Source organism: Arthrobacter gengyunqii (assembly GCF_023022985.1).
GTDB lineage: Bacteria > Actinomycetota > Actinomycetes > Actinomycetales > Micrococcaceae > Arthrobacter_B > Arthrobacter_B gengyunqii.
In genome coordinates, this window is record NZ_CP095461.1 from 2108971 (window position 1) to 2133252 (window position 24282).

At 65.2% G+C, this 24282-nt stretch carries 22 protein-coding genes; 5 read left to right on the top strand and 17 right to left on the bottom strand.

The annotated features are described in order from the left end of the window. Positions 1–4: 4 nt before the first annotated feature. The 3 genes from ctaC to MUG94_RS09600 form a co-directional block, all read right to left on the bottom strand. On the bottom strand, positions 5–859 hold the full coding sequence (ctaC, locus tag MUG94_RS09590) for an aa3-type cytochrome oxidase subunit II (protein ID WP_227889951.1): 855 nt from the start codon (positions 857–859) through the stop codon (positions 5–7). Between the two features lie 208 nt (positions 860–1067). Then, complete coding sequence (locus MUG94_RS09595; RefSeq protein WP_227907668.1) at positions 1068–1466, bottom strand: HesB/IscA family protein; 399 nt, start codon at positions 1464–1466, stop codon at positions 1068–1070. 170 nt (positions 1467–1636) lie between these two features. Next, positions 1637–3046 carry a dipeptidase gene (locus MUG94_RS09600; protein WP_227889953.1) on the bottom strand — a complete coding sequence of 470 codons (1410 nt, stop codon included), beginning with the start codon at positions 3044–3046 and terminating at the stop codon, positions 1637–1639. Between the two features lie 96 nt (positions 3047–3142). On the opposite strand from MUG94_RS09600, the gene MUG94_RS09605 reads away from it, so the two are divergent. Continuing rightward, a complete protein-coding gene (locus tag MUG94_RS09605) occupies positions 3143–3742 on the top strand; it encodes a DUF3043 domain-containing protein (protein ID WP_227907667.1) in 600 nt (199 codons plus the stop codon). A gap of 122 nt (positions 3743–3864) precedes the next feature. Here MUG94_RS09605 and MUG94_RS09610 read toward each other — a convergent pair whose 3' ends face one another. Continuing rightward, positions 3865–4935, bottom strand: a complete 1071-nt coding sequence (locus MUG94_RS09610) for a quinone-dependent dihydroorotate dehydrogenase (RefSeq protein ID WP_227907666.1) — start codon at positions 4933–4935, stop codon at positions 3865–3867. Between the two features lie 122 nt (positions 4936–5057). Between MUG94_RS09610 and MUG94_RS09615 the strand changes: the two genes are divergently transcribed. After that, positions 5058–6122: an alpha/beta hydrolase gene (locus MUG94_RS09615; protein WP_227907665.1), complete on the top strand. Its 1065-nt coding sequence runs from the start codon at positions 5058–5060 to the stop codon at positions 6120–6122. Positions 6123–6138: 16 nt separating this feature from the next. Here MUG94_RS09615 and MUG94_RS09620 read toward each other — a convergent pair whose 3' ends face one another. The 8 genes from MUG94_RS09620 to MUG94_RS09655 all read right to left on the bottom strand — a co-directional run bounded on the left by MUG94_RS09620 (position 6139) and on the right by MUG94_RS09655 (position 15125). Next, positions 6139–6933, bottom strand: coding sequence for an isoprenyl transferase (locus MUG94_RS09620; protein WP_227889957.1), 795 nt, complete (start codon positions 6931–6933; stop codon positions 6139–6141). Positions 6934–6935: 2 nt separating this feature from the next. After that, on the bottom strand, positions 6936–7688 hold the full coding sequence (gene recO / locus MUG94_RS09625; protein ID WP_227907664.1) for a DNA repair protein RecO: 753 nt from the start codon (positions 7686–7688) through the stop codon (positions 6936–6938). 82 nt (positions 7689–7770) lie between these two features. Continuing rightward, positions 7771–9513, bottom strand: coding sequence for a 2-isopropylmalate synthase (gene leuA, locus MUG94_RS09630; RefSeq protein ID WP_227907663.1), 1743 nt, complete (start codon positions 9511–9513; stop codon positions 7771–7773). 167 nt (positions 9514–9680) lie between these two features. Further along, positions 9681–11210 carry an LCP family protein gene (locus MUG94_RS09635; protein ID WP_227907662.1) on the bottom strand — a complete coding sequence of 510 codons (1530 nt, stop codon included), beginning with the start codon at positions 11208–11210 and terminating at the stop codon, positions 9681–9683. A 136-nt stretch (positions 11211–11346) separates the two neighbouring features. Beyond that, complete coding sequence (gene era / locus MUG94_RS09640) at positions 11347–12276, bottom strand: GTPase Era (RefSeq protein WP_227889961.1); 930 nt, start codon at positions 12274–12276, stop codon at positions 11347–11349. Continuing rightward, positions 12269–13612, bottom strand: coding sequence for a hemolysin family protein (locus tag MUG94_RS09645; protein WP_227907661.1), 1344 nt, complete (start codon positions 13610–13612; stop codon positions 12269–12271). The genes era and MUG94_RS09645 overlap by 8 nt, the downstream gene beginning before the upstream one ends. Beyond that, positions 13609–14082, bottom strand: coding sequence for an rRNA maturation RNase YbeY (ybeY, locus tag MUG94_RS09650; protein WP_227889963.1), 474 nt, complete (start codon positions 14080–14082; stop codon positions 13609–13611). The genes MUG94_RS09645 and ybeY overlap by 4 nt, the downstream gene beginning before the upstream one ends. After that, a complete protein-coding gene (locus MUG94_RS09655) occupies positions 14079–15125 on the bottom strand; it encodes a PhoH family protein (protein ID WP_227889964.1) in 1047 nt (348 codons plus the stop codon). Before MUG94_RS09655 ends, ybeY begins: the two co-directional genes overlap by 4 nt. A gap of 323 nt (positions 15126–15448) precedes the next feature. Between MUG94_RS09655 and MUG94_RS09660 the strand changes: the two genes are divergently transcribed. Next, entirely contained in the window at positions 15449–16390 is a 942-nt protein-coding gene (locus MUG94_RS09660) for a GerMN domain-containing protein (RefSeq protein ID WP_227907660.1), read from the top strand. A gap of 25 nt (positions 16391–16415) precedes the next feature. Here MUG94_RS09660 and MUG94_RS09665 read toward each other — a convergent pair whose 3' ends face one another. The 3 genes from MUG94_RS09665 to hrcA all read right to left on the bottom strand — a co-directional run bounded on the left by MUG94_RS09665 (position 16416) and on the right by hrcA (position 19470). Beyond that, positions 16416–17180, bottom strand: coding sequence for a 16S rRNA (uracil(1498)-N(3))-methyltransferase (locus tag MUG94_RS09665; protein ID WP_227907659.1), 765 nt, complete (start codon positions 17178–17180; stop codon positions 16416–16418). 1 nt (position 17181) lies between these two features. Continuing rightward, on the bottom strand, positions 17182–18321 hold the full coding sequence (gene dnaJ / locus MUG94_RS09670) for a molecular chaperone DnaJ (RefSeq protein WP_227889967.1): 1140 nt from the start codon (positions 18319–18321) through the stop codon (positions 17182–17184). Between the two features lie 135 nt (positions 18322–18456). Next, positions 18457–19470 (bottom strand): heat-inducible transcriptional repressor HrcA, encoded by a 1014-nt coding sequence (gene hrcA / locus MUG94_RS09675; protein ID WP_227907658.1) that lies wholly within the window; start codon positions 19468–19470, stop codon positions 18457–18459. A gap of 216 nt (positions 19471–19686) precedes the next feature. On the opposite strand from hrcA, the gene MUG94_RS09680 reads away from it, so the two are divergent. Next, entirely contained in the window at positions 19687–20529 is an 843-nt protein-coding gene (locus MUG94_RS09680; RefSeq protein WP_227907657.1) for a DUF3097 domain-containing protein, read from the top strand. 178 nt (positions 20530–20707) lie between these two features. Continuing rightward, the gene (locus MUG94_RS09685; protein WP_227890296.1) at positions 20708–21127 is read left to right on the top strand and encodes a DUF4870 domain-containing protein; all 420 of its coding nucleotides are present in this window, start codon (positions 20708–20710) and stop codon (positions 21125–21127) included. A 13-nt stretch (positions 21128–21140) separates the two neighbouring features. Here MUG94_RS09685 and hemW read toward each other — a convergent pair whose 3' ends face one another. Beyond that, positions 21141–22373 carry a radical SAM family heme chaperone HemW gene (hemW, locus tag MUG94_RS09690; protein ID WP_227889970.1) on the bottom strand — a complete coding sequence of 411 codons (1233 nt, stop codon included), beginning with the start codon at positions 22371–22373 and terminating at the stop codon, positions 21141–21143. Then, complete coding sequence (gene lepA / locus MUG94_RS09695) at positions 22370–24223, bottom strand: translation elongation factor 4 (protein WP_181032291.1); 1854 nt, start codon at positions 24221–24223, stop codon at positions 22370–22372. The genes hemW and lepA overlap by 4 nt, the downstream gene beginning before the upstream one ends. Between the last annotated feature and the right edge of the window lie 59 nt (positions 24224–24282).

Here is a 24282-nt window from a genome sequence, read left to right on the forward strand (position 1 = left end):
CCTCCTACCTCCTTACTTCGCTTGATTCTGAGTTGTACACGCGGTCGTACTCGGAGCCGACCTGACCGTCGGGCAGGGTAGCCACGTACGCGTCGTATTCGGCTTCCGAAACCACCTTGACGTTGAAGAGCATTTCCGAGTGGTACTCGCCGCAGAGTTCCGCGCACTTGCCCTCGTAGGTGCCTTCGATGCCGGGAGTGATGTTGATGTAGTTGGTGCGTCCCGGGTAAAGGTCCATCTTCTGCAGGAAGGCCGGAACCCAGAAGGAGTGCTGCACGTCGCGGGAGTTGAGCTGGAGCTCAACGGTCTGGTTGACCGGCAGGTACAGGGTCGGCATTTCCGACTCCGACTTTTCCTGGCCGTCCAGGTTCACCTGGACGTTGAGGTCATACTTGTCCTCGGTGACGTAGTTGAAGTCCCAGGACCACTGCTTTCCGCGGACGTCCACAACGACGTCGGGATCATCAACGCGCTCACTGATGGCGCGGATGTCCTGGTCAGTGAAGTAGAACAGCACCAAGACCATGAACAGCGGGATGGCCGTGTAGAAGATCTCCAGGGGGAGGTTGTAGCTGAGCTGACGCGGGTAGCCGGTCTCATTCTTCCGGCGCCGGTAGGCGATGATGCACCAAAGAATCAGCGCCCAGGTGAGCACGCCAACAGCCAGTGCCGCGATCCATGAATTGACCCAGAGGTCCATGATGCGGCCGGTGTGGTTGGTGGTGTCGCGCTCTGTGGGCAACCATCCCCGTTGGGCTTCTGCTGAACAACCCGATAAAAACAACGCGCCGGCCGACGTTACGGCTGAGATCTTTAAGATCCTGGCGCGTCGGCTGCTGGTTCGGTCCTGCGAACTCACAGACGGCCCTTCCTCTTGTTACGTGCAAGTGCGGCACAGCGGGCAGACGAATCCCCAGCTGCGCACGATCAGTTTTACTACTACGTGTAGAGCTTACCCGCACGCGTGGCCATCCAGTGACAGACCGCACCGCGTCCTTGGCAAAATACCGTGTGTTACGGCCAACGGCCGAAGGCCCCGTCAGTGAAACGGGGCCACGGGACGCAGCTTAGTGGAAAGAGTCTCCGCAGGCACACGATCCGCCTGCGTTGGGGTTGTCGATGGTGAACCCCTGCTTGGAAATGGTGTCCTCGAAGTCGATCGAGGCGCCGGACAGGTACGGCACGCTCATCTTGTCGACAATGACCTCGACGCCGTCGAAGTCGCGGACGGCGTCGCCGTCCAGGACACGCTCGTCAAAGTACAGCTGGTAAATCAGGCCGGAACAGCCGCCGGGCTGAACGGCCACGCGAAGCCGCAGGTCCGTCCGGCCTTCCTGCTCCAGGAGGCTGCGGACCTTTCCCGCAGCAACCTCGGAGAGCGCAACTTCGTGGGTCGGCAGCTCTGCCTCGGGGGCGGTTGCCGCGGCATCCACGCCGGTGCCGGTTTCGCTGGTGGAAGTGCTCATTGCTTCTCTCTTTCCTCACGTGGACCGTGCACGGGAGGGCAGTTGCTCCCCCGAAGGCTCCGGGCCAGGTCCTTCTCCATGGTACGTCGGTGCTTACACCCAGACGCAACGCGGCCGGGCACAAAAAGATTTCCGTGCCCGGCCGCGGTGCCGCTGTGCAAAATGACGGGCTAGGCCTTCGAAGCCTGTCCGAGGCTGGCCAGCAGCAGGGCCTCCGCCAGCACGGCGTTACGGAAATCACCAAGGTCCAGGGACTCATTGGCGCTGTGGGCACGTGAATCCGGGTCCTCAACGCCGGTGATCAGGATCTGCGCCGAGGGGAACAGCTCCGTCAGGTCGGCGATAAAGGGAATGGACCCGCCCATTCCCGATTCCACCGGTTCGACGCCGCCCCAGGCTTCGCGCAGTGCCCACAGGGCGGTGCGCGCCGCCGGAGCGGAGGTGTCGGTGGCGAACGCCTGCCCCTGCTCCCCCGGGGTGAAGGTGACCTTCGCGCCAAACGGGGCATGTGCCTGGACATGGCGCTCGACGGCGGCCATGGCCGCTGCGGGGTCCTGTCCCGGCGCCAGGCGGAGACTGAACCTGGCACGCGCCTTGGGTGCGATGGTGTTGGAGGAAACGTCCACGGGCGTCACGTCCATTCCGATAATGGCCAGGGCGGGCTTGGTCCAGAGCCGGGAGGCAATGGATCCGGTGCCGGCCAGCCGGACGCCGTCGAGCACTGAGGAATCTTCGCGGAAGTCCGCTTCCTCGTATTCCACGGCGGCGGTGTCGGAGGCCACCAGGCCCTCAACGGCCACGTCGCCGGCGTCGTCGTGGAGGGTGGCAATCAGGCGCGCCAGCAGGGTGGGCGCATCCAGCACGGGTCCGCCGAACATGCCCGAATGCACGGCATGGTCCAACACCTGGACTTCGAAGGTTCCGTCCACAACTCCGCGGAGGCTGGTGGTCAGCGCAGGAACGCCCACCTTCCAGTTGCCGGAGTCTGCCACCACAATGACGTCCGCTTCGAGCAGGTCGCGGTAGGTTTCGAGGAAATCGCGGAACGTGGGCGATCCCGCTTCTTCCTCCCCTTCGATGAAGAGCGTGATGCCGACGCCGGAGTCCTCCCCCAGCACCGTATCCAATGCCCGGAGGGCGCCAATGTGGGCCATGATGCCTGCTTTGTCATCGGCCGCTCCGCGACCGTACAGCCGCCCGTTGCGTTCGGTGGCGACAAACGGTTCCGTTTCCCAGAGGGACAGGTCCCCGGGGGGCTGGACGTCGTGGTGCGCATACAGCAGCACGGTGGGCAAGCCGTCCCTGGCCGGACGGCGGGCGACGACGGCGGGGCCGCCGGGCTTGCCGTTGTTGTCCACCCGCAGGATCTGCACATCCGTGAGCCCGGCCCCGCGGATCAGCGCAGCCACTGCTTCGGCACTCTCATTGAGGCGTTCCGGATCAAAGGAGTCCCAGGCGATGCCCGGGATCGAGACGAGGGACTTGAGCTGCTCGACCGTGCGGGGGAAATCGGCCGCCACGGCGGAGCGCAGGGCATCCACATCGACTGACGGCGAAGGGGTTTCTGGTATCAAAGTCATAACAAAACAGTACATGCGCAACGCCGGGCCGCGCAGGGACGGTGAACAGCCTCCGCACGCGGCCACCATCCGCCGGCGTCAAGGTATCCTAGAGGGGTGTTCGGACGAAAGAATGAAGCGCCCACCGCGCAGGAAACTGTGGACCAGGCTGCTGCGGCAGCCCAGACCAGCTCAGCCCGCACGGCCGCGGGGAAGGGAGTTCCCACCCCCAAGCGCCGGGACCAGGTCGCAGCGCGCCAGCGCCCGCTGGTTCCCACGGACCGCAAGGCGGCCAAGAACGCAAGCCGCGAAGCCATGCGCGAGGAACGCCTGAAGACCCGTGCCGCGCTCGACACCGGCGACGAGCGCTACCTTCCGCTGCGTGACAAGGGACCGCAGCGCCGGTTCATCCGCGACGTAGTGGACTCCCGCTGGAACCTCGGCGAATTCGTCATGATCGCCGCCCTCGTGTTTGTGGTGGTCAGCTTTATCCAGAACCTCACCGTGCAGAGCATTGTCATGCTGGCCTTCTGGGTATTGATCCTGGCGGTCATCCTCGACAGCTTCATCCTGCGGGCACTCATCCGCCGCCGCCTGACCGACAAGTTCGGCGGCCCCAATTCCGGTGACGTCTGGTACGGCGTCTCCCGCGCCCTGCAGCTGCGCCGCTTCCGTCTTCCGAAGGCACAGGTCAAGCGCGGCGAAAAGCCCGCATAGGCACTGCCTTCAAAGGCAGTTTAGGACTGCACAGTACTTCAAGATTGAACACAGGAAGGGCTGCTCCCCCGGATCTCCAGGGGAAGCAGCCCTTCCTTTTGTGTTGCTTCCGGCCTTTGGCGTTACCTCCGGGTGCGGGCCAGTTCCCGGTTGATCCGGGCGGCCCAGAACGGACCTTCATAGAGGAAAGCGGTGTAGCCCTGCACCAGGGTTGCCCCCGCTGCCAGGCGTTCGCGCACGTCCGCTGCGGTTTCCACACCGCCCACGGAAATGATGACGGGACCGTTGGGACCCAGAGCCGCGTGCAGCCGTTGAAGCACTTCCACGGACCGGCGGCGCAGGGGTGCACCGCTGAGTCCGCCCACTCCACAGTCCGTGACCTTGTGCGGATCAGTCACCAGGTTTTCGCGGGTGACGGTGGTGTTGGTGGCGACCACGCCGTCGAGGCCGAGATCCAGGGCCAGCCGGGCGACGTCGTCAATATCCTCATCGGTGAGGTCGGGCGCAATTTTCACCAGCAGGGGCACATGCCGTCCGGCCGCGTCGTCGGCTGCGGCAGCCACGGCTGACAGCAGCGGCCGCAGCGACTCAATGTTCTGCAGCAGGCGCAGTCCCGGCGTATTGGGCGAGGACACGTTGACCACGAGGTAGTCGGCCTGCGGGGCGAGTTCCCGCGTGCTGGTCAGGTAATCGTCCACCGCATCGGCCAGGTCCACGGCCTTGGTTTTGCCGATGTTGACGCCAATGACCGGCCGCTTGGCACCCCAGGCCCGCTCGAGCGCGCGCCGGGCACGCGCCACGCGGGGGGCGACGGCGGCGGCGCCGTCATTGTTGAAGCCCATCCGGTTGATCACGGCACGGTCCTCCACCAGCCGGAACAGCCGAGGCTTGGGGTTTCCCGGTTGGGCGCGCCCGGTCACGGTGCCGATTTCCACGTGGCCGAAGCCCATGTTGCCCAGCGCGACAATGCCCGAGCCTTCCTTGTCGAAACCGGCAGCCAAACCAAACGGGGAGGGAAAATCGAGCCCGAGGGCCTGCACACGCAGCTCCGGCGAAGGTTTCATCAGGCGGCGCATCAGCGGCGCGGCAGGGGTGAACGCCGCAGCCTTGATCAGGTCGAAACCAATTTTGTGGGCCTTTTCGGGATCCATGCCGGCAAAAACGACACGGAAGAAGGCGGGGTAGACGCGCATGATTTCATGCTTCCACTGCGGGGACGCTGCACCAAATTCCGGGTCGGTACACCGTCTCGGGTTACGCTCCGGACCACTCCGCCGCAGATGGACGCCGCCGGCTCCTGTAGGAAGATGGAGGGATGGATGCGCAGTGGAGAACGGATTTTCTGGGGACAGGCTACCAGTGCCTGACCCTGGAACTGGGTGAAGACGACGAAGGTCCCATTGTCGCCACTCTGGTCTCCCACGCTCCCAAGCCGCCGCCTCCGCCCACCGTTGCCGGCCGCGCACGGGAACTCCTGCACCGACTGCGCGCTCCCGTTGCGCCTGAACCGGTGCAGGCCGTCCTGTACATCCACGGGTGGACCGACTACTTTTTCCAGACCGAGCTGGCGGACTTTTGGGCCGGACTGGGGGTGGCGTTCTACGCACTGGATTTGCGCAAGTACGGCCGCAGCCTCCGCCCCGGGCAGACCGCGGGGTACATCACTGACCTGCAGGAGTACGACGCTGACATCGAGGCGGCGATGGCTGCCCTCACGGACCACATACGGTCCAGCCGGGAAGCGGACACCCCGGTGCGGATCAGCCTGATGGCCCATTCCACCGGCGGGCTGGTTGCCTCGCTCTGGGCGCACCGTCACCCCGGACGCATTGAGGCACTGATCCTGAACAGCCCCTGGTTGGAGCTGCGGGGTTCGTGGATCGTGCGCACTGCCACCGCCGGACTGCTGGAGCCGCTGGCGCGCCTGCGGCCCAAGGCTCGGCTGAAGGTGCCCGAGCTCACCAATTACTGGCGCAGCATCAGCCGCCAGGGCGACGGTGAATGGGACCTGGATCCGCAGCTGAGGCCGCCCTCCAGCTGGCCGATCCGGGCCGGCTGGATCAGTGCGGTGCTCAACGGGCATGCCCAGGTGGCGCGGGGGCTGGATATCCGGGTGCCGATCCTGCTGCTGGCCTCAGCCACGTCCACGGTGGCCGTCTCCTGGACTGAGACGATGAAAACCTCGGACAGCGTCCTGGACGTGAACCTCATGGTGCAGCGGGGACTGCTGCTGGGGCCGCAGGTTACCGTCTGCCGGTTCGACGACGCCCTGCACGATGTGCTGCTCTCTTCGCTGCCGGTGCGTCGGCGGGTGTACGGCAAGCTCGAGCAGTGGGCGCGGGCGTTTGTCCTGAAGCCGGAGAGAAGCGCACGGTCCTGACAAAAACAGCGCAGGCCTAGGCCGGAGCGGCCTGATCCACCGCTCCTCCATACCGCCGGTCCCGGCGGGCGTAGATTTCCACCGCTTCCCAGAGGGTGCGGCGATCCACATCCGGCCAGAGGGTGTCCATGAACACCATTTCCGCATAGGCGGACTGCCAGAGCATGAAGTTGGACAGCCGCTGCTCGCCGGAGGTCCGCAGGAACAGGTCAACGTCCGGCAGGTCCGGTTCATCCAGATATTTTTGGATGGTCTTTTCCGTGATGGAGCCGGGGCGCAGCTTGCCGCGCGCCACGTCGGCGGCAATCGCGGACACGGCATCGGTGATTTCGGCCCGGCCGCCGTAGTTTACGCACATGTTCAAGGTGCACACGGTGTTGTCTTTAGTGGCCTCTTCGGCGATTTCCAGTTCCTTCACCACGGACTGCCAGAGGCGCGGACGGCGCCCCGACCAGCGGATCCGCACCCCCCACTCACTGAGCTGATCCCGTTGCCGGCGCAGCACGTCGCGGCTGAAGCCCATGAGGAAGCGGACTTCTTCCGGGGAACGCTTCCAGTTCTCGGTGGAGAAGGCGTAGACGGACACGTGCCGGATGCCCATCTCCACGGCGCCGGCCATCACGTCCAGCAGCGCCGCCTCGCCTGCCCGGTGCCCTTCGGTGCGCGGCAGTCCGCGCTGGTTGGCCCAGCGTCCGTTGCCGTCCATCACGATTGCCACGTGCCGGGGCACCAGATCGGCGGGCACGGCCGGGGGCACCGCACCGGAGGGGTGCGGTGCGGGACGGACCGGTGCTGGGGACTTTGAACGCACGTTCAGACACGCTCCACATGTTGAAGGGATTTGACGACCCGTTCCAGGTGCCATTGAAGGTAGCCGCCCACGAGGCCGGCGGATTCACGGCGGGCCTGCTGTCCGGCGGCATCGGCGGTTGGCCAGTCCCCGGAGAGCAGGGCAGCCAGCAGCACCATGGTGTCGGGCGAGGGTGATGCCGATCCGGGCGGACGGCAGGCGGAGCAGACGGCCCCGCCCAGGGCGGCCGAAAACGCAGTGTGCGGGCCCGGCGCACCGCAGCGGGCGCAGACGGTGAAGCTGGGTGCCCAGCCGGCGGTGGCCAGGGCCCGCAGCAGGTAAGAGTCAAGGATGAGTTCCGGAGCGTGGGCTCCGCGGTTCAGTGCCGCCAGGGCGCCGATGACCAGGCGATAGTGGGCGTTGGCTGACTCGCCGTCGACGTCGGTCAGCCGCTCAGCAGTTTCCGCAATGGCGGCCGCCGCAGTGTAGCGCGCATAGTCCGAGGCAATGCCGTGCCCGTAGGCGCCCAGCGTTGTTGCCTGAGTGACGATATCCAGGTTGCGTCCCGAAGAGAGCTGCAGGTCCGCCACCATGAAAGGTTCCAGCCGGGCACCGAACTTGCTGGAGGTGCGGCGCACACCCTTGGCCACCGCCCGTACCTGTCCGTGGCTGCGTGTGAGCAGCACCAGGATCCGGTCTGCTTCGCCCAGTTTGTGGGTGCGCAGGATGACGCCCTCGTCCCGGTACGTCCGGGATGCAAATGATTTTCCTGCCACGGACCCTATTTTCCCACGTTTAAAGGCTGCAGCGGCGCACCCGGGCCCACAGGCTCCGGGCGCGCCCGCTGCAGGGAGTGCGTCAGGCCCGGTCGCGGATGGCCCGGTTCACGGCAGAAATGACTGCCTTGAGCGCTGACATGGTGGTGTTCGCATCGATTCCGACGCCCCAGAGCACCCGCTCCCCCACAGCCAGCTCCACATAGGCTGCCGCCGCCGCGTTGCCGCTGGCGGAAAGCGCGTGCTCGGTGTAGTCGAGCAGCCGCACGTCGATGCCGTCCTCGCTGAGGATCTCCAGCAGGGCGGCAATCGGGCCCGTGCCGGATGCGGTGCGCTTCTGCTGCAAGCCGCCGTTCATCAGCGAGGCCGTCAGCTTGAAGGTGCCGTCCTCAGCAGTGTCCGCGTTGACCGACGAGAGGGCGTAGTGTCCCCAGGGTTCGCCGTCGGCCTCCGGGGTGGTGGGCAGGTACTCGTCCTGGAAGACCTTCCACAGCTCGGCGCCGGTGATCTCGCCGCCGGCGGTGTCGGTGCGGCGCTGGACCACGCCGGAGAATTCGATCTGTGCACGGCGGGGCAGGTCCATGTTGTGCTCGTTCTTGAGCAGGTAGGCCACTCCGCCCTTGCCGGACTGACTGTTCACGCGGATTACGGCCTCGTAGGTGCGGCCGATGTCCTTCGGATCGATCGGCAGGTACGGCACGGCCCACGGGATGCCGTCCACGGTGGTGCCGGCAGCGGCGGCATCCTTTTCCATCGCCTCGAAGCCCTTTTTAATGGCGTCCTGGTGCGAGCCGGAGAAGGCTGTGAAGACCAGGTCACCGCCGTACGGGGAACGCTCGGGGACGGGCAGCTGGTTGCAGTATTCAACGGTCCGGCGGACGTGGTCGATGTCCGAGAAATCAATCTCGGGGTCGATACCCTGGCTGAACATATTCATGCCCAGCGTCACCAGGTCTACGTTGCCGGTGCGCTCTCCGTTGCCGAAGAGGCAGCCCTCAATGCGGTCGGCGCCTGCCAGGTAGCCGAGTTCAGCGGCGGCGACGCCGGTGCCCCGGTCATTGTGCGGGTGCAGGGACAGGATGATGGAGTCCCGGTTGGCCAGGTTGCGGTGCATCCACTCGATCGAGTCGGCGTACACGTTCGGAGTCGCCATCTCCACCGTGGCGGGCAGGTTCAGGATCATCTGCCGGTCCGGGGAGGCTTCCAGGACTTCGGCGACGGCGTTGGAGATGCGCAGGGCGAACTCCAGTTCGGTGCCGGTGTAGGACTCGGGCGAGTATTCGTACGTGACATCGATGCCGCGCAGCTGCTCTTCGTATTTTTTGCACAGCCGGGCGCCGGAGAGCGCAATGTCAACGATTCCGTCCTGGTCCGTGTTGAAGACGACCTTGCGCTGCAGGACCGAGGTGGAGTTGTACAGGTGGACGATGGCCCGGTCGGCGCCTTCGAGGGAATCATAGGTGCGTTCGATCAGGTGTTCCCGCGACTGGGTCAGGACCTGGATGGTGACGTCGTCGGGGATCCGGTCGCCTTCGATCAGCTGGCGCACAAAGTCGTAGTCCAGCTGGGACGCGGACGGGAAGCCGACCTCAATTTCCTTGTAGCCCATCTTCACCAGCAGGTCGAACATCTTGTGCTTGCGTTCCGGGCTCATGGGGTCGATCAGGGCCTGGTTGCCGTCCCGAAGGTCCACGGCGCACCAGCGCGGGGCCTTGGTGATGAGCTTGTCCGGCCATGTGCGGTCCGGCAGTTCAAAAGCGATCTGCTCGGAGTAAGGAACGTATTTGGAGATGGGCATTCCCGAGGGCTGCTGTGCATTTCGCATGTCTGGTATGGCCTTTTCTAGGAGTTCAGAAGAGCGGCCGGGCAACACAAACTCCGCAGCGAGGGGTCGGCCTATATGTTGAGCATGGCCTCGCCGCGGCAGCTAAGGAGAAGAAGCTCTGCGCGCACGTGACCACCCTAACAGCGGGGCAGGGGGCAACCCAATTGTTAATTGCCGAACGCGCTCTGGCACGTAACCTGGGCGGCTGTCTGTCCGGTCAGGCCGCCGACGTCGCCGGCATCGGGCATGGTGTTTCCGGTGGCGAAGTCCTGGCCGACCTGCACGCTCACGCCGTAGACCAGGTTGCTGGCAACCACCTGGACAGCCGGAACCGCGAGGGCGGCGGCCACCTGCTCGGCCATCTCCTGATAGCCGGGCGCGTAGAAGATCTGGGTGGCCGGGCTGGCTGCTGCTGTCTGTCCTCCGGCGGATGCCTGGGCGTAACCCAAGGAGAGCAGATGGGCGGCCAGCGCCTGGTCGCGGCTGTCGGTACCGGTGTCTGAGGTGCTTCCGGTGGCATCGAGGATGGTGACCGGGATGGCCGCTGGGTCAATGGCGGGAGCAGGGTCGGACGGCGCAGCCGGATCGGTGGTTCCATCCGGAGACGTGCTCTCCGGCTCCGGCGCGGGTTCGGTGATGTCGCGGTCCTCCGCCAGTGCGGCGAACAACGGTGCGGAAAGGGCTTCGTCCAGGACGAGGCGGTTGTTGTCGTATTCGTAGGGAACCACCGGCGCCGTCACGAAGGCCACGCGGCCCAAGTCAACGTCCTTCATCCTGCCGGCCAGGGCAATCAGCGAGGAGACTTCGGTCAGTTCCTTGTCCACCGTGAGGTTGCGGGTCACGGTTTCCGCGATGGAGTACAGCTTGGGCAGGTTGTTCAGCGTGCCCTCCTCGTTGACCTTGCGAACCATGGAGGCGAGGAAGCTCTGCTGGGCACGGATGCGGCCCTCATCTCCGCCGTTTCCAAAGCCGTGGCGGGTCCGCAGGAAGGCAAGGGCCTGGTCACCCTGGACGCTGCTGACTCCGGCCGGAAGGCTCAGCCCGGACAGCTCATCTTCCACCGGCTGGTTCACGCAGACCTCGACTCCGCCCAAGGTGTTGGACAGTTCCTTGACTGCGTTGAAGTCGGCCATCATAAAGTGGTCGATGCTCAGCCCGGTGAGCTCGTTGATGGCGGCCACGGTGCACCCGGGACCTCCGTTGCCCAGCGCTCCGTTGAGCTGCCCCAGTTCCATGGCCGGGTAGACGGCACCGGTTTCCGGGTCCAAACACTCAGGCAGCGGCACCAGCAGGTCGCGCGGGAAGCTCACCACCGTTACATGGGACCGGTCGGCTGCCATGTTGACGAGCATCATGACGTCGGAGTTGTTGCTGTCCTGTCCCTCGCGGTTGTCCGTGCCCAGGACGAGGATCTGCAGCGGATCGGTGTTGGCGTCCACCGGCAGGGCGGACTCCTGTTTCGAGCCAAGGTTCAGCGGACGGGTCTCGAAGTTCTGCTGCAGCCGGATCGCCTGCACTGCCACGAAGACCAGACCCGAGACAAGGGTCAGCGACAGCGTCAGGGCGATCGCCCGCAGCACCGGGTGTCCGACGCTTCCATGGCCGAGGTGTCGTCCGCCCGGAGCGGTTGCCCGGGAGGGTACGGAAGATGAGTTCCCGGAGGGACCGGCACCTGTGTCGGCACGGCGAGATGACATGAGCCGGTCCCCTTCAATAATTCGTGATTCAGCAGTTCAATAGGTGATGCCAACGGTTGCACTCCCGTTGGCGGCAGTTCAAAGTGTACGCGGCGCCCCTGAGAATCGTGTCCAGTGGTGCTGCGGTGGTGCAGTGCTAGAAGCCCAGCTTTACCAGCTGCTTGGGGTCGCGCTGCCAGTCCTTGGCGATTTTCACGTGCAGGTCGAGGTAGATCCGCGTACCCAGCAGCGCTTCGATGGCCACACGGGCATTGGTGCCGACCTCCCGCAGCCGGGCGCCTCCCTTGCCGATAATGATGGCTTTCTGTGAGGAACGTTCCACGTACAGGTTCACCCGGACGTCCAGCAGCGGGTTGTCGTCCGGACGGCCCTCGCGGGGAACGATTTCATCCACCACCACGGCCAGGGAGTGAGGCAATTCATCCCGGACGCCTTCCAGGGCAGCCTCGCGGATGAGTTCGGCAACCATGACGGCTTCCGGCTCATCGGTCAGTTCACCGTCCGGGTACAGCGGCGGAGAGGACGGCATGAATCCGGCGAGCACTTCAGCCACGGTGTCCACCTGGAAACCGTCGGCGGCGGAGACGGGAACCACGTCCGCCCAGCCTGCTTCGCCCAGGACCTCATTGCCCAGAGCTGTGACCGACATCAGCTGTTTGGCCAGTGCGGCGCGGTCCACCAGGTCCGTCTTGGTCACCAGCGCCACGACGGGCTTCTTCTTCAGTGCCGCCAGCTGCTTGGCAATGTAGCGGTCGCCGGGACCCACGGCTTCGTTTGCCGGCAGGCAGAAACCAATGGCATCCACTTCAGCCAGGGTGTCTGCGACCAGGTCATTGAGGCGCTTGCCCAGCAGCGTGCGGGGACGGTGCAGCCCGGGAGTATCCACGAGGATCAGCTGGGAGTCTTCGCGGTGCACAATGCCGCGGATCGTGTGCCGGGTGGTCTGCGGCTTCGCCGAAGTGATGGCGACCTTCTGGCCGACCAGGGCGTTGGTCAGCGTGGACTTGCCTGCGTTGGGCCGGCCCACCAGAGAAACGAAGCCGGCTCGGAACTGTGGATCAGTCATTACGTGGTACCAATTCTGTTGAGGAGACGCGGGAGAATGATGTCCTGCCGTCGTCGGAATGTGTTTCTGGTTCGGCGGCGTCGTCGGGCTGTTTCCAGGCGATGATGTGGGACACCCTGTTGCGGCGGCCTTCGAGGCGCTCGGCGTGCAGGACGATGCCGTCAACCACCACTTCGCTGCCGACGATGGGCACGCGGCCCAGCGCCTTGGCGAGCAGGCCTCCTACGGTGTCCACTTCGTCGTCCTCGAGGTCGACGTCGAACAGCTCGCCCAGGTCATCGATGCCGGCACGGGAGCTCACGCGGTAGCGGCCTCCGCCGAGGTTTTCGATTTCGGGCCGTTCGGAATCGTACTCGTCAACGATCTCGCCCACAATTTCTTCAATCAGGTCCTCGAGCGTGACCAGGCCGGCGGTGCCGCCGTATTCGTCGATAACCACGGCCACGTGGGTGGATTCCCGCTGCAGTTCCTGCAGCAGTTCACTGACCGCCTTCGATTCCGGAACGTAGCGGACGCCGCGGGCGAAGTCCTCCACGCGGAGGGTACTCGGATCTCCGGAGCCGGAATGCATCTGCGCCGCCACGTCCTTGAGGTAGAGGATCCCCACAATCTGGTCCGCGCTGTCCTCGATTACCGGCACCCGGGAGTATCCCGACCGCAGGAAAAGGGACATGGCCTGGCGCAGGGTGGATCCGGCCTCGATGCATACCATGTCGGTCCGCGGCACCATCACGGACCGCACCTTGGTGTCCCCGAGCTCGAAGACCGAATGGATCAGTTCGGCCTCGGTATTCTCGATCATGTCGGCCTCGGAAGCGCGGTCCAGCAGTTCGCGGAACTCTTCTTCGGTGAAGAACGCGGCGTCCGGTCCCTGGGTTCCGGGGGCGACGGCGGTGCCGAGCCGAACGAGCCATCCGGGAATCGGGCCCAGGACAACACGCAGGAAACGCACCAAACCGGCGGTTAGGACGACGACGGCGGTGACGTGCTTGCGGCCGATTTGGCGGGGAGAGACTCCCACCAGGACAAATCCGATGCCTGCCATCACCACGGTGGCCAGCAGTCCTGCCAGCCAGATGTTGTCCAGGAGCATCTGGAACAGGGTGGCCACAGTGACGGCGGTGGCCATTTCGAACCAGACACGCCAAAACCGGAGGGCGTGCATGTGCGCCACCGGATGCTGCAGAATCCGGCGCAGCGGCTTGCCGGCCTTGCCCTGCAGCAGTGCTTCGGCCTCATGCCGCGGCAGGTATCCGTAGGCAGACTCCGCAGCAGTGAGCAGTCCGGCCAGGACCATGAAGGCCACGGCCATAAAGATCAGCAGGGCCACGCTCAACTGCGCGTCTCCTTCGGAGCCTCACGGCCCAGGTAGGCGGACAGAAGGTCGCGCTGCAGGCCAAACATTTCCTTTTCCTCTTCGGGTTCGGCATGGTCGTACCCGAGCAGGTGCAGCACACCGTGGGTGGTCAGCAGCAGCAGTTCTTCCTGCATGCCGTGGCCGGCCGTTTTTGCCTGCACGGTGGCCACCTGCGGGCACAGGACAATGTCGCCGAGCACCCCTGCGGGTGTGGGGCGCCCGGGAACTCCGGGCCGCAGCTCGTCCATGGGGAAGGACAGCACATCGGTGGCGCCGGGAATGTCCATCCATTCGATGTGCAGTTTCTCCATGGCTTCCTCGTCCACCAGGATGATGGACAGATCCGCTTCCGGATGCACGTAGAGGTTTTCCAGGAGGTAGCGTCCCAGCCGGGACAGCTCCTCTTCGTCGACCGCAATGGTGGATTCGTTGTTCACTTCAATGCTCATTTGGCGGAGCTCCGTCCTGCACCGGTGCGGGGGTTGCCTGCCGGCGGGGCACTGCGCCGGGACTCGTCCCATTCGCTGTACGCCGTCACGATGCTGCTCACGAGGGAATGCCGCACCACATCGGAGGCATGCAGTTCGGAGAAGGCCACGTCATCGATGTCGCCAAGAATGTCGTGGACGATGCGCAGGCCGGAGGCCGTGCCGCCCGGCAGGTCCACCTGTGTCACGTCACCGGTCACCACCATCTTGGAGCCGAAGCCCAGGCGGGTCAGGAACATTTTCATCTGCTCGGGAGTGGTGTTCTGCGCCTCGTCCAAAATGATGAACGCGTCGTTGAGCGTGCGCCCGCGCATGTAGGCCAGCGGAGCTACCTCGATGGTCCCGGCTGCCATGAGACGGGGAATGGAATCCGGGTCCATCATGTCGTGCAGGGCGTCGTAGAGGGGCCGCAGGTACGGGTCGATTTTGTCGCTGAGCGTCCCGGGCAGGAAGCCGAGCCGCTCTCCGGCCTCGACGGCAGGGCGGGTCAGGATGATCCTGTTGACTTCCTTCTGCTGCAGCGCCTGCACGGCTTTTGCCATGGCGAGGTACGTCTTGCCGGTTCCCGCTGGGCCAATCCCAAAAACAATGGTGTTCTGGTCGATGGCGTCGACGTAGTTCTTCTGGTTCAGCGTCTTGGGGCGGATGGTGCGGCCGCGGGTGGAGAGGATGTTCTGGGTCAGGACTTCAGCCGGGCGCTGGGCACTCTGGTCCCGCAGCATGGTGATCAACTGTTCCAGCAGCTGCGGAGTGACCTTGGTCTGGCTCCGGGCCAGGATCCGGACTTCGTCGACAAGGCGGAGGGTCAGTTCAACTACCGCAGCCGGTCCCGAAATGGAAAGCTCATTGCCGCGCACATGAAGGTTGGCCTGCGGATATGCGGACTCGATAATCTTGAGCGCCTCGTCGTTGGCACCCAGCGACTGGACCATGTGTTCCGTGGAATCAAAGATGATGGTCTGGTGATCCAGCCCGATGGTGCCGGTTCCTGAGGATTCAGTCATATATTCGGCCTTCCCAGGCCTTTCATCGCCCCTTTGCAGAGTGAGTTCCGTGTCTGCACCCACAGAGCCGGCGGCCGAGCGAGTTAAGACAGACACTTCAATATTACTTGATGCCGCCGCGGCCGTCTCGCTCCGTTGGCGGCGGTTTCCGCCCGCTCACCTGCGGGATCCGGTGCATCCGAGGGCCGCTGCGGGCGCCCCGCCGGGTCCGGCGGCTGGTCTCAATCGGGTCTCAGTCCGGTAGCAGGACGGTTAAGACTGCAAATCCGGTGTTTCCCGTGTGCCAAGCTGGGAAGCGAGCTTTCAGCGAAAGGAGGACAGAAATGGGCGAAGCCCCGCAACACCGGCACCTGCCTCACCGCCGGAACATCCTGGGCCTGCTTGCTGTTTCTGCACTTCTTCTCAGCGGCTGCGGCGTAGTGGCCGCCACCCCCACCACCTCCATGCCCACGCCGTTCGACGAGGCTGCAGGGTCATTGTCCGCCTCCCTGAGCGTCACCGCCCCCGCTGAAGGAAAGCCTGCGCCTGGACGCCTCCCGGTCTACTGGCTCGGAATCAACGGTTCCAATGTGCACCTTTACCGGGAATTCCAGCCGTCCGAAACGAGCGGCGACCCCATTGTTGAAGCGGTCACGGCGATGACCGCGGGCAAGCCGTCGGATCCGGACTACTTCAATCCCTGGAGCAAGGCCGGCAGCGTCACCGCCTCGATATCCGGCAAGAACGTCATCACCGTTGATATTTCCTCGGATGCCTTCAAGACCTCACTTGATGCCGGCATGGCACACCGCGCCGTTCAGCAGCTGGTTTATACGGCCACTGCGGCGGCGTCAAACGCCGGACTCATCACAGTGGGGCACGCACCCTCCGTGGTGCTGCTGGTGGACGGCAAGGCCGGCTATCAGGCCTTCGGGCAGGAACGCCTGGAAGGACAGCTGGAGCGCGACGCTTCCCTGGTGGCCCCCATCTGGATCATTGACCCGCAGGAAGGCGGCGGAACCCAATCGGTCCTCACCGTTTCCGGATCTGCGGTGTCGGAGGGCGGGCAGCTGTCCTGGCGGGTGGAACCGATTGTCGACGGCCGGCCCGCCGAGGATGCCGTCCAGACCGGCTACGCCGAACTGGAAGCACCCACCGGCGGAACGTCCCTCTACAGTTTCGCTGTTGACCTGGCCCCCGGCGAATACAGCGTGAGCGTATTTCACGGAACTGACCGGGCGGATGAAGACTCCAAACGCGTGACCGTGTACTCCGACGCGCACTAGTCGGATAACCGTCCGGCCCGCAGTCCTACCAGCGGCCGAGTGCGGAATTCAGGACCGCAAGGGCAGCCGGCCCCGCCGTGGAAGAACGCATGATGTGCCGGCCCAACCGGACCGCCACCGCCCCTGAAGAGCGCAGCTGCTCGACCTCAGCGCCGCTGATTCCTCCCTCGGGCCCCACCACGACGGCGATGCTCAACGGTCTGCCGCCGCAGCGGCGGCGCGCTTCAGCCAGCGCCGGCACCAGTGCGCCGTCGGCCTCTTCATGCAGCACCAGCACCAGGTCAACGTCCTTCAGCCGGCTCACCAAAGCTTTGGAATCCAGCATTTCTTCGGCCACCGGGACCTGCGACCGGCGGGACTGCTTTGCCGCAGCCGTGAGGATGCCCTGCCATTTGGCCTGGCCCTTTGCCGCCTTGTCGGCGCGCCAGCGGACGATGCTGCGCTCGGACTGCCAGGGAATGACGCGGTCCGCGCCGAGCTCAGTGGCAGCTTCGATGGCCTGCTCGTCCCGGCCGCCCTTGGCGAGGGCCTGAACCAGCATCAGGGTGTCAGCCGCTTCATTTTCCTCGGCGACAGACTCCACTGAGAGCTCCAGCCGTGCGGGGTCCGCAGCAATAACCGAGCCCGTGAGCCGGCGTCCGGCCCCGTCCACGATATCCACGGATTCCCCCGGGGCCAGGCGCTTTACGGCGACGGCGTGGTGAGCCTCGGCTCCTTCAAGCACAAAAATGGAACCAACCCCGGCGGCCCGGACAGCGTCCGGGTCGCCGAAGAAAATCGGGTTGGTCATGTCAGTGGTTGCCCAGGCGGTCCCGCAGCCGGGCGAAGACGCCGGTGCCGCTGCCTGCCAGGCGGCCTTCGGCGTATTCCTCGCCGCGCAGCTGCGCCAGTTTGCGCAGCAGTTCTTCCTGCTCTGCATCCAGCTTCTGCGGGGTCTCCACGTGCAGGTGAACCAGCAGGTCTCCCCTGCCGTAGCCGCGCAGATGCGTCACGCCCAGGCCCTTGAGGGTGGTGATCTCACCGGACTGGGTGCCGGCCTTGACCGCAATTTCGCGGTCGCCGTCGAACGTCTCGAAATTGATCGTGGAGCCCAGCGCCGCGGCCGTCATGGGCACCGTCAGCGTGGCGTGGAGGTCATCGCCCTCACGGACGAACGTGGGATCGGCATTAACCCGGATTTCCACGTACAGGTCACCCTGCGGTCCGCCGGCCGTGCCGGCTTCGCCCTGTCCGCCCAGCTGGATGCGGGTTCCGGTGGCTACACCGGCGGGGATCTTGATGTTCAGGGTGCGGCGGCTGCGGACGCGGCCTTCGCCGGCGCATTCGTGGCAGGGGTCCGGAATGACAGTGCCGTAGCCCTGGCAGGATCCGCACGGAGCGGTGGTCATGACCTGGCCGAGAATCGAGCGCACCGCACGCTGCACCTGGCCGGAGCCGTGGCAGATGTCGCAGGTCCGCGGCGAGGTTCCGGGCTGGCAGCAGCTTCCGTCGCAGGTGGGGCAGGTGACCGCAGTGTCGACGTCGATCTTCTTGTTGGTGCCGAAGACGGCGTCCTTCAAGTCGATGCGCACATTGATCAGGGCGTCCTGGCCGCGGCGCGTCCGTGATGCCGGACCCCGCCCGCCGCCTCCGCCGCCACCGAAGAAGGTGTCGAAGATGTCCTGGAAGCCGAAGTTCTGGCCGCCGAACCCGGCGCCGCCGCCGAAGCCGTTGTCATTGCCGTTCTCATTGCCGGTGGTGTCATAAATGCGGCGCTTCTGCGGATCCGCCAGGACCTCGTAGGCATGGGTGACGGCCTTGAATTCTTCCTGTGCTCCGGGAGCGGAGTTAACGTCCGGATGAAGCTTGCGGGCAAGCTTCCGGTACGCCTTCTTGATTTCTTCGCCCGTGGCGTCGCGTCCGACACCCAAGACCTGGTAGTGATCGCTCACTCGTGCACATCGCTTCCTGTAATTCGCAGTATCCGCGTTGTCCGCGGCACCCTCCGTCCGAGGGCGTCCGCCGGCCGCGACCGCCCGCTGGCGGCTGGAGCCGGTGTACTGCTGGTGTATTCATCTAACGGTTGTCTAGTTGTTCAGTATCCGGGACAGATAACGGGCCACGGCACGCACTGTGGCCATGGTGTTGGGGTAATCCATGCGGGTTGGTCCAAGGACGCCCACCTTTGCCGAAGAATCGGGCCCGTAGCCGGTGGCCACGACTGATGCCTCTGAAAGGGATCCGTGCGGGTTTTCCCGCCCGATCCGCACCGAGACGCCCCTGGCATCCTGCTCCATCTCCGACAACAACCGAAGCATGACCACTTGTTCCTCGAGTGCTTCCAGGATGGGACCGATCGTCAGGGGAAAGTCTACTGTGGAGCGGGCCAGGTTGGCGGTGCCGGCCATGACCATGCGGTCTTCACGGTTGATTCCGGCCAGCTGCTCCAGGCTGTGGGCCAGCGCGCCGGCATTCCGCCGCTTCCGGGCCGGCACCAGAGCCAGGCAGTCGGCCAGCTGTCCGGTGATGCGGGTCAGCGGCGTACCGCTGAGCGTGGACAGGAAATGCTGCCGCAGCTCCAGCAGCTCCGGTTCGCTCACCTGGTCGGGAACGGTGATGACCCGCTGCTCCACCCGGCCGGTGGTGGAAATCAGCACCACCAGCACCTGGGAGGGTGCGAGCAGAACAAATTCGATGTGGCGGACCTTGGCGTTGCCCAGGTGCGGATACTGCACCACCGCCACCTGGTTGGTCAGCTGGGAAAGCAGGCGGACCGTCCGCTCCATGACGTCGTCGAGATCCTCGGCCCCCTCGAGCAGGGTCTGAATGGCCCGGCGTTCGGCGGCGGACAGCGGCTTGACGTCCGATATCCGGTCCACGAACAGGCGGTAGCCCTTGTCAGTGGGAATGCGGCCGGCAGAAGTGTGCGGCGCAACAATCAGGCCCTCTTCTTCCAGGGCTGCCATGTCGTTGCGGATGGTGGCGCTGGAGACTCCCAGCTGGTGGCGCTCTACCAGTGCCTTGGAGCCAACGGGCTCACGCGAATGCACGTAATCCTCAACAATGGCCCGGAGCACCTCGAGTCTGCGTGGTTCACTCATGGTTTTCCCTCCCTTGCTGACGTCCTGCGCGGCGGTGATGTCCTGACTGCGGTGCCGGACAGGCATGTGGATTGGCGCCGGGCTGGTTAGCACTCACCATACCCAAGTGCTAAGTCTAATACGGATCAACGGCGTTGCTAGCATTGAGGAGCCCGTGCCCGCCCACCGGTGAACCGCGCGTGCACCAGCCAAGCAACCAGAGTGAGGACTACACCCGTGTCGAACTTTTCGTGGGGACCGCAGGACATCAGCGCCCCGGCCCGGCGGGTGCTGCCGAAGGTCGGCGCCGAAGCAGGCCTGGTGCTTGAAGACGTGCAGAGCGGCTGGGTTGGCGCCGTGGTGCGGGTGGAGAAGTCCGGCGGGCTGCATTTGATGGTGCTGGAGGACCGGCGCGGCAAGACGAAGTCCTTCGAGCTCGGGTTTGGCTTCCTGCTGGACGGGGAGCCCGTGGAGGTGGTTCCGGCGGTCAAGGCAGCTGCCCCAGTGTCCCGGCGGACGGCGTCGGGCTCGGTCCGGGTGGACAACGTCCGGGCACGCACCGCCAGGGCAAGCCGCATCTGGGTTGAAGGAAAGCACGACGCCGAACTGGTGGAGAAGGTGTGGGGGGATGACCTGCGTGTGGAGGGCATCGTCGTCGAGCCGCTGCACGGTGTGGACGACCTGTACTCCGCGGTGCGGGAATTCAGCCCGGGACCCGGCCGCCGGCTGGGAATCCTGGTGGACCATCTGGTGGCCGGGTCCAAGGAGTCCCGAATAGCGGCCGAAGCCATGGCCGTCCCCGGAGCCCGGGGGAACGTGCTGATTGTGGGCCACCCGTACGTGGATGTGTGGCAGGCCATCAAGCCGCAGACCATCGGGCTGACTGCCTGGCCCGTGGTGCCCCGCCACGAAGACTGGAAGACCGGCATCCTGAAGGGCCTCGGGTGGCCGCACCGGGACCACACCGACGTTGCCATGGGTTGGAAGAAACTGCTGGGCAGCGTCAATTCCTACGCTGATTTGGAGCCGTCGCTGCTGGGGCGGGTGGAGGAAGTGATCGACTTCCTGACCGTCCCTTAGGGGCTGCACCGCCGTGCCGTTGCGGGCTGCGGGCGCTCAACCCAGTACCCTAGATGAGATATGCAGCAGTCGGACGGTCCCAATCCGCACCGGCTCACCGGGTACCGGAAGTCACAAGCAAGTGACCTTAAGGCAAGACCACGGCGTCCAGAGGCAAAAGGAAACAGCAGTGTCGAACATCCGTCAGAATGACCAGCCCCGCCCCGATGACCGGGGTCCGGGCCAGCGTCCCCCCTATCAGGGTGCACCGGCCAACGCGCTGCCCCTGACCGCTTCCGAGGACCGGCAGTGGGCAACCATGGCGCACTTTGGCGGCATCCTGGGATTCATCCCGTCGATGATCATCTACCTGGTATTCCGCGACCGCGGCCCGTTCACGGCGCAGGAATCCAAGGAAGCGCTGAACTTCACACTGCCTCCCACCATCATCGCCATGGTGGCCTGGCTGCTGTCCTTCATACCGGTGATCGGCTGGGTCTTCGCCATCCTGAACGCCATGCTGTGGGTTGTCATCGCCGTCTCTTCGGTAGTGGCCGGCATTGAGTGCAACCGCGGACGGCCCTACCGGTACCCGCTGAACCTGCGCCGCATCCAGTAACGCCGGGCTGGAATCAGTCCGGGAGCAGGCGGCGGACGACGGCGTCCGCCAGCAGGCGTCCCTTGGTCGTAAGCAGCACGCGGCCGGTCAGGGCGGCCCTGGCATCCACCAGGCCGTCCGCCATCAAACCGGCCACGGCGAGCCGGCCTGATTCCTTCAGCCGGGACAGCTCCAGGCCTTCGGCCAGCCGGGTGCGCAGCATGATGTCCTCCACATACCGGGTTTCGGCATCAAGGGTTTCGCGCCCGACGGCGGGCGACTCCCCCGCCCCGATCCGCTGGGCGTAGGCGGTGGGGTGCTTGGCGTTCCACCAGCGCACGCCGCCCGCATGGGAGTGGGCGCCGGGGCCGATTCCCCACCAGTCGTCGCTGCGCCAGTAGGCAAGGTTGTGCCGGCACTGGTCCGCGGGTGTCCGGGCCCAGTTGCTGACCTCGTACCAGGACAGGCCGGCCGCGGCCATCATCTCGTCGGCCACGAGGTATTTGTCCGCGTGGTCGTCGTCGTCGATCGGCGGAACTTCGCCGCGGCGCATCCGGGCCGCGAGCTTGGTGCCGTCCTCGATGATCAGGGCGTAAGCGGAAATGTGGTCCGGTTCGTAGCTCAGGGCTTCACGGACCGATACCTTCCAGTCCTCCAGCGACTCCCCCGGCGTGCCGTAGATGAGATCCACGCTCACGTTCAGGCCGGCGTCGCGCGCCCACTTCACGGCCTCGGGAACCCGCGACGGCGTGTGGGTGCGGTCCAGCACTGCCAGGACGTGCGGCACGGCGGACTGCATGCCGAAGGAGACCCGGGTGAACCCGGCATCAGCCAGCAGCTGCAGTGACTGCGGAGTGACCGAATCCGGGTTGGCTTCGGTGGTGACCTCGGCGCCCGGTTCCAGGCCCCAGGCGTCAATGGCCGTCTTTAGGATGGACGCGAGGTCCTCCGCGGGCAGCAGGGTGGGTGTGCCGCCGCCGAAGAACACGGTTCCCATCTTCCGGTCGGGCAGCCCTGAGGCTTTCAGCGCCCGGGCGGCGAAGCGTACTTCCTGTTCCGCCGTGCCGCCGTAGGCCGCCTGCGATGCCCCGCCGCCCAATTCCGTGGCGGTGTAGGTGTTGAAATCGCAGTAGCCGCAGCGGACGGAGCAGAACGGAATGTGGACGTACAGACCAAACTTCCGCTCCGCCGCTCCCTCCGCCGCCTGCGCGGGCAGCAGACCATCGGCGGGTGCCGGATCCCCGAGGGGCAGTGCGCTGGGTGTCACTTCTTGGCTTTGTCCTTGGACTCGTCGGAGGAAAGTGCTGCCACGAAGGCTTCCTGGGGAACTTCCACGCGCCCCACCATCTTCATGCGCTTCTTGCCTTCCTTCTGCTTTTCCAGCAGCTTGCGCTTACGGCTGATGTCGCCGCCGTAGCACTTGGCGAGCACGTCCTTGCGGATGGCACGGATGGATTCGCGGGCAATGATGCGGGAGCCGATGGCTGCCTGGATGGGGACTTCGAACTGCTGGCGCGGAATGAGTTCGCGCAGCTTGCCGGTCATCATCACGCCGTAGGAGTAGGCCTTGTCCTTGTGCGTAATGGAGCTGAAGGCGTCCACCTGTTCGCCCTGGAGCAGGATGTCCACCTTGACCAGGTCGGCGACCTGTTCGCCGTCGGCCTTCCAGTCCAGCGAGGCGTAGCCGCGGGTCTTGGACTTGAGGATGTCGAAGAAGTCGAAAACGATCTCGGCCAGCGGCAGGCGGTACCGGATTTCCACCCGGTCCTCGGAGAGATAGTCCATGCCGCCCAGGACGCCGCGGCGGGCCTGGCACAGCTCCATGATGGCACCGACAAATTCGTTCGGCGCCAGGATCGTGGCCGAGACCATCGGCTCGCGGACCTCTTTGATCTTGCCTTCGGGGTACTCGCTGGGGTTGGTCACCGTGACCACCTTCTTGTCCTCGAGCGTCACCTCGTACTCCACGTTGGGCGCGGTGGAGATCAGGTCCAGGTTGTACTCGCGCTCGAGCCGTTCACGGGTGATTTCCAAGTGCAGCAGGCCCAGGAAACCCACGCGGAAACCGAAGCCCAGCGCCGCCGACGTCTCGGGTTCGTAGACGAGCGCGGCATCGTTGAGCATCAGCTTCTCCAGCGCGTCGCGCAGCACCGGGTAATCGGCGCCGTCGATGGGGTACAGGCCGGAGAACACCATGGGCTTCGGGTCGGCGTAACCGGGCAGCGATTCAGCGGCAGGCTTGGCCAGGTTGGTGACGGTGTCACCGACCTTGGACAGCCGGACATCCTTTACACCGGTGATGAGGTAGCCCACCTCACCGACCCCCAGGCCCTTGGACGGGGTGGGTTCCGGCGAGCTGACACCGATTTCGAGGAGTTCGTGGCTGGCCCGGGTGGACATCATCTGGATCCGCTCGCGCGGAGACAGCGAGCCGTCGATCACGCGGACGTAGGTGACCACGCCGCGGTAGGTGTCATAGACGGAGTCGAAGATCATGGCACGGGCCGGAGCGTTGGGGTCACCCTGCGGTGCCGGAATCTCACGGACAATCTGGTCCAGGAGGGCTTCGACGCCAACGCCGGTCTTACCGGAGACCCTCAGGACGTCCGCCGGATCGCCGCCGATCAGCTTTGCCAGTTCCTCGGCGTACTTCTCCGGCTGCGCTGCCGGGAGGTCAATCTTGTTGAGGACCGGAATGATGGTGAGGTCGTTCTCCATCGCCAGGTACAGGTTCGCGAGGGTCTGGGCCTCGATGCCCTGGGCAGCGTCCACCAGCAGCACGGCGCCTTCGCACGCGGCCAGGGAACGGGATACCTCGTACGTGAAGTCCACGTGGCCGGGGGTGTCGATCATGTTCAGCGCGTAGGACTCGCCGTCAACCTCCCACGGCATGCGCACGGCCTGCGACTTGATGGTGATGCCGCGTTCGCGCTCAATGTCCATGCGGTCCAAATACTGGGCCTTCATGTTCCGGTGCTCGACGACGCCGGTGGACTGAAGCATGCGGTCGGCCAGGGTGGACTTGCCGTGGTCGATGTGGGCGATGATGCAGAAGTTTCTGATGATCGCCGGATCCGTCGCGGCAGGCACCGGTGAGAAGCGGGCCATAGGTGACACTGTGGCGGTTCCTTTACTGTTCACAGGACTTCACGGCGGCCGCAGCGGCGGAGGCCGCG

Excerpts from the sequence above, each read along its gene's own strand:
- MUG94_RS09595 (WP_227907668.1), bottom strand. The coding sequence starts at position 1,466 with ATGAGCACTTCCACCAGCGAAACCGGCACCGGCGTGGATGCCGCGGCA.
- MUG94_RS09600 (WP_227889953.1), bottom strand. The coding sequence starts at position 3,046 with ATGACTTTGATACCAGAAACCCCTTCGCCGTCAGTCGATGTGGATGCC.
- MUG94_RS09610 (WP_227907666.1), bottom strand. The coding sequence starts at position 4,935 with ATGCGCGTCTACCCCGCCTTCTTCCGTGTCGTTTTTGCCGGCATGGAT.
- MUG94_RS09615 (WP_227907665.1), top strand. The coding sequence starts at position 5,058 with ATGGATGCGCAGTGGAGAACGGATTTTCTGGGGACAGGCTACCAGTGC.
- leuA (WP_227907663.1), bottom strand. The coding sequence starts at position 9,513 with ATGCGAAATGCACAGCAGCCCTCGGGAATGCCCATCTCCAAATACGTT.
- MUG94_RS09635 (WP_227907662.1), bottom strand. The coding sequence starts at position 11,210 with ATGTCATCTCGCCGTGCCGACACAGGTGCCGGTCCCTCCGGGAACTCA.
- era (WP_227889961.1), bottom strand. The coding sequence starts at position 12,276 with ATGACTGATCCACAGTTCCGAGCCGGCTTCGTTTCTCTGGTGGGCCGG.
- ybeY (WP_227889963.1), bottom strand. The coding sequence starts at position 14,082 with ATGAGCATTGAAGTGAACAACGAATCCACCATTGCGGTCGACGAAGAG.
- MUG94_RS09655 (WP_227889964.1), bottom strand. The coding sequence starts at position 15,125 with ATGACTGAATCCTCAGGAACCGGCACCATCGGGCTGGATCACCAGACC.
- MUG94_RS09660 (WP_227907660.1), top strand. The coding sequence starts at position 15,449 with ATGGGCGAAGCCCCGCAACACCGGCACCTGCCTCACCGCCGGAACATC.
- MUG94_RS09665 (WP_227907659.1), bottom strand. The coding sequence starts at position 17,180 with ATGACCAACCCGATTTTCTTCGGCGACCCGGACGCTGTCCGGGCCGCC.
- hrcA (WP_227907658.1), bottom strand. The coding sequence starts at position 19,470 with ATGAGTGAACCACGCAGACTCGAGGTGCTCCGGGCCATTGTTGAGGAT.